This window comes from Actinocrinis sp., assembly GCF_035946395.1.
In the GTDB taxonomy this organism is placed as follows: Bacteria; Actinomycetota; Actinomycetes; order Streptomycetales; family Catenulisporaceae; genus Actinocrinis.
On record NZ_DASYZI010000375.1, the window covers coordinates 1 to 4,891 of the forward strand.

The window sequence follows — 4,891 nt, forward strand, 5'->3', positions numbered from 1 at the left end:
CAGCTGATGGGCGCCGAGGCCGACTTTGTGCGGGCCCGAGTACGGCCAGGCCGACGAGCGCCGGGTGAAGTTGAAGTACCACAACGAAGTTCCCCAAGGCCACCGAACACGTGGAGGCCGCCCCACAAGGACCTGCTGGCGTTCACGGCCTACCCGCGTGAGGTGTGACGCCAGATCTGACACCGTTGGCCAATCGGCGTTAGACGGCCGCCGCCTGTCGGAGCGCGGCAAGCCGGTTGGGCCGGGTGCCTGCGGTCGGTATGCCGCGTAACCACGCATCCACTCGGACGAGGTTGATCGCGGCGGCAGTCAGCACGTTCTAAAGGTGCGCCTTCACCAGGCCCTGATATCTGGCCATGCGGATGCCGAAACCGCACACCGCATGGGAGATGGCACTTTCCACACCGGCTCGCGCGTGTAGGGCTCGCTTACAGGATTGCGTCGGTTGGAGTAACCCCCGCGCGTCGCTGCCGATTGGCCATGATCGAGGCATGATTCTCTCGGTCGTTTATCGGACCACCCGTCGTTTCCTCGGTGCGCTGGCCGTGGCCGTGCGCCATGACATGTCCAAGGACGCGGAACTACTCGTCCTTCGCCACGAGAACGCCGTGCTGCGCCGCCACGTCGCACGGGTCAGGTACACCTGGGCGGATCGGCTCTGGCTGTCCGCGCTCTCCCGGCCCCACAGGTTTCACCAGGCAGTGCCGACTATGTGTTTGCGCGCAGGCTGTGCGGTTCGCCTTCACGAGCGCTCCGAGGCCGTGGGTCTGCTTGGCAGCCATCACGGTTTGAGGTCCCATGACGCGGTCGCTATCCCAGCCGCCATGAAATGTTGCAAGCGTCGACATTGACGCATCACAACCAACGTGCTGACACGTTATAGCTGCGACTGACCCGCCCGGCCTGTCTGCACGGCTTCAGATAGACCAGGCGAGCCGCGACCCGGCCACCCGTCGGCCGGGTCTATCGGTCCTGCGCAGCTGACCTATATAGGTTGGAGTCGGTGGAGGCCCCGCCCGATCTTGATGGAGTGAGCCTCCACCTTCGCAGCCTGAGCGGGCGGGAGAATCGTGTGCGCATCCCAGATGGTGCCGACCGGCATCGGCATGTCGTAGGCGTCTAGCCACGACATGTCCCGACCTGCGGCATTGACGTATCTAATCTCCTTGAGGTTGCGGACCATCGTGCGGCGCAGTGCAACGTCGCTGGCGGTCGTCAACAGTTCGGCGACATGGCGGGCGAGGTCGAGCGCCGGTCCCGCCTCGGATTCGAGCGCCCGAGTGAGACAGAGGGCGAAGATACGCGCGAAGTCGAGGAAGCGTGCGCGGGCCACGATGCGGGCCCAGTCGAGATCGTCGGCTCGGTCGAGATCGTCGGCGAGGTCGGCAGGCGTGGCCAGTTCGAGCGCGAACTCCATCTCACCGGCGCTTGCCCGGGTCGGCTCGAAATCGCGGGCGAGAGTAGCGTTGCGCATCAGTGCACTGCAAAGCTCCCGCGCATGGCCGGCGTTCGGGTCGTAGGTGAGCGCGTGCATGAGATCGAGAGTGGCATCGATCGTGCGGCCGATCACGTCACCGAAGCAGAGCACGAACGCCAGATCCAGATCAATCGGTTCCGCCACGATCAAGGCTTCCGCCAGCCCCGATCCATGCTGACGGCGACCACCGCAGGCATCGGGTTGATCCTGCGGTGCTTGCGGCGCGGTGCTCATAATCTCCGCCAGGCTGGCTGCGGGATCGACACTGGAGCGTGTCCGGTCGAGCAGTTCCTGATACATCGTCTCGACGAGAGAGTCGACTTCATCGAAGTCGAACCCGTCGGGACCGATGGCGTCGTTCAGGCTCACCGGGATCGTGCTCCTTCCCGGCGGCCGACGATCTCGTCACGCAATGGACGCAAAGCAGCGCGTCCCTTGCACAGCAGATTGCGTACCTTGACCTCGTCTATAGAGTGCCCCTCGGCGTTCATGCGGGCCACGATCTCCCCGAGGCTGAACTTCTGAATCTTCAGCAGCATCACGTTTCGAACATCGGGATGCAGCCCCTTGAGCGCGTCCATGACCGACGTGTGCAATGCCGCCAGGTCACCGGGGTCCGCGTTCGGGTCGGGCAACTCGGCCGCGTGCTCGATCGCAACGGTCGGCTGCTGGCGGGGCCCCGGCGGCGTGCGCCACATGTTCCGAGCGACGCCGCGGATCCAGAGCGCCGGGTTTTCGATCTGCGCCCACCTCTGCGGCTGGTGCATCAGCTGCCAGGCATGCTTGAACGCGTCCTGCGCAGCGTCCTTCGCGTCCGGCAGCGTGGCGCCATGCACCTGTAGGTGGGCGATGACACGTACGTATTCGTCACCGTGCAGCCGACGGAAGGCCTCTGCGATCTGGTCCTCTGCCGCGTGCTCCTGCGATGTGAGGCTTTGCCCGGAGCGCTGCGGGGGTTCATTGGCGGCCACGCGGAACACTCCTGTCTACAGTCGAGGAGGCGCCGACCTCGATGAAGATCGCGGTTCCGGACACTTCGGCGATGCGGCTGCCCACGGGCAATCGCCTTACATGGTCGCGGCGGGACAGCTCCCTGTACCGATGACGGCGCGTGCGCTCGTACAGCAGTCGGCTCAACAGGGTCGTGACGCTGCCGAGGGTCGTGGCGATCACGCCAATGGTGATGGCCGGGCTCATCCGGCAGCTCCTTTCTCCAAGGTGGGTGACCGGCTGGGGGTCCGGGAGCCCGCAGAGAATACGCGCTCGTATAACAGTGGCGACAGACCGCACGATCGGATGAGACGCCGCGAAAGCTTTGCGAACTGTTGAACAAGCATTCCGATCAGAACTCTGATAGATCGATGACCCGCGACGCAGGGGGCCGATACAGCCATCCGTTCTGGGCTCGATCCGCGACAGTCCGTTCGGCGCCAGCTCGATGCAGCGTATCTACCTGTCTGGAGTCAACAGCCACGCACCTGCAACGGACGACAACAGACGACAACAGACGAGGTCACGGAACCGCCCTGACACGGAAGTACTTCAGTTCCCTTGCGCTTCGCGGCGGCGGGTGGCTTTGCGCCATGCATAGACGCTCAGCCCTCCGCAGGCGAGTGCGACCAGCAGAAGGAATGCCGGGAAGGTCCACCATCGGCCCGACAAGACACCCGTTGTGTCTGCGGTGCCTGGGTGAAGCGGGTCGTAAATGATCGCGACCGTGTCGCCGACTCTCGCGTCGCGCGAACAGGGGAATGACATGCTGTGATGAGAACCACCGGGTACTACGTATTCGGCCATGCAGCCATATTCAGGCACCCCGTACGGGTAGGGTATGTTCATGGTGACGTCGGTGATGGTGGCACTAGTCTGCACCCCATGGGCGCGCAGATCGAGGTCTGAAACTGTGGTACGGACCACGTAGGCAGTTATCGCAAAAGCGGCGAGTACAAGGAACACACTGCCAATCCGGTACCCTCTGCGAACCACGATTGTACGAGGCACGCGATCAGACATCTACCTCTCCTCGGGATATCCCCTCACTCACTGTCCATCTTGCTCGAAGTCTGCGATCCGGTCACGCCTACTGGCGTGAGCGTGTAGCGGAGCCGCCTGGATCGATGCCAGCAGTACAGCGGCGCAGTACAGCAACCGCACCAACTATCAGCGCCATAACACGGCTGGAGTCGACCAAGGTTGGCCGTATATGTTCTAATTTGTGGTACCAATGCCGCAAGTTCGGGACGAAGGGGGCGTCTGATAGCCAGGGCAGCTTATGCGAATCTCGTCTGAAGGCTGAGTCGCGGGGAGAATATACGCGACAATCAGACCATGACGACGTCCCCCAAGCTTGAGCAGGCCGTTACTGAGGCATACAAGCATTTACACAGAGGCGCAGTGCAATCTGCGGGAGTTTACTTCATCTCGCGCATCACGCTGATCGTCGCCTCAGCGATCGTAGCTGCCGACAAAAATCTTGCAGGTTCGAATGTGGGCTGGCTTGTTGGTCTCGTGCCTGCTCTGTCATTGATCGTTGCAGTGATCGCAGCTGGAGACACATGGTATAGGCCCTTGAGCGGTGGCGTGGCTTTAAGAAGTCGCGAGACAGCGCCCAGATTCTGCTCCTGCGGATAGATCAGGGCCTCCCTGATGATCAAGCACTTGTAGAGTTCAATAAGATCAGAGCAGAGATTCGCGAGACCACTCTCTTCTAGCGCACGGCAGCCACGCTCGTAAGGCTGTCGTGCCCGCTACGTGCCCGTTCGAACGAGGAGTCAGGGTCAACAACGGTCAAGTGATCGCGTTTGGCCAGCTCAGCGCGACGTGCGCCGACGCATGGTCGCCGGTCGGGGCTTGTAAACAGGTGGCCGGCCGTTCGAGTGTCGGAGTCATTATCAACCTCAGTGGTCAGCGAAAAGTCAGCAATCCGCCCGCCAGCAGACGACACCAGTCGACAGTGGACAGCAGCGGCCACGCGACGGATGAGGGCAGACGGTGAGCGAGATCATCAGACGACAGTGCTCTACGACCCTCTCAAGGCAGTAGCGCCGGAAGGCCGAGCGAGTACAGCAGTGCAGTACAGCAACCAGCCCGACGAGCAGTGCCGTGCCATGACTCCGTCCAACCTTGATCGAGCGGGAATGTCCAGATCTGCCCTACCGGTGCCGCAAGTTCAGGACGAAAAGCTCCGATACGGTCGTGTTGTCACTACTGACGGCGATTCGGCTATCTCTCGGCTGCGATGATCAAGAGCGCCGCCGCGACTTGTAACCCCAGAGCCATCTCAACAGGTACTGCCCAAGCGTGACGAATACCGCGACGGCCAGTGCAATCCCGAGATATAGCAGTACGGTCACAAAGCCCCACAAGGCCCACGTCCACGCGTATAGACCTATGAGCAGCAAGCCAAATGTCCAT

4 protein-coding genes are annotated in these 4,891 nt (G+C 62.3%); all 4 read right to left on the reverse strand.

The genetic code is table 11. The features are described 5' to 3' along the window. Positions 1 to 985 precede the first annotated feature (985 nt). On the reverse strand, positions 986 to 1,846 hold the full coding sequence (locus tag VGS97_RS23530) for a hypothetical protein (RefSeq protein ID WP_326855810.1): 861 nt from the start codon (positions 1,844 to 1,846) through the stop codon (positions 986 to 988). Beyond that, positions 1,843 to 2,448, reverse strand: coding sequence for a hypothetical protein (locus VGS97_RS23535; protein ID WP_326855811.1), 606 nt, complete (start codon positions 2,446 to 2,448; stop codon positions 1,843 to 1,845). Before VGS97_RS23535 ends, VGS97_RS23530 begins: the two co-directional genes overlap by 4 nt. Beyond that, a complete protein-coding gene (locus tag VGS97_RS23540) occupies positions 2,435 to 2,674 on the reverse strand; it encodes a hypothetical protein (RefSeq protein WP_326855812.1) in 240 nt (79 codons plus the stop codon). The genes VGS97_RS23535 and VGS97_RS23540 overlap by 14 nt, the downstream gene beginning before the upstream one ends. A 345-nt stretch (positions 2,675 to 3,019) precedes the next feature. Beyond that, on the reverse strand, positions 3,020 to 3,490 hold the full coding sequence (locus VGS97_RS23545; protein WP_326855813.1) for a DUF3592 domain-containing protein: 471 nt from the start codon (positions 3,488 to 3,490) through the stop codon (positions 3,020 to 3,022). Positions 3,491 to 4,891: the final 1,401 nt, after the last annotated feature.

Excerpts from the sequence above, each read along its gene's own strand:
- VGS97_RS23540 (WP_326855812.1), bottom strand. The coding sequence starts at position 2,674 with ATGAGCCCGGCCATCACCATTGGCGTGATCGCCACGACCCTCGGCAGC.
- VGS97_RS23545 (WP_326855813.1), bottom strand. The coding sequence starts at position 3,490 with ATGTCTGATCGCGTGCCTCGTACAATCGTGGTTCGCAGAGGGTACCGG.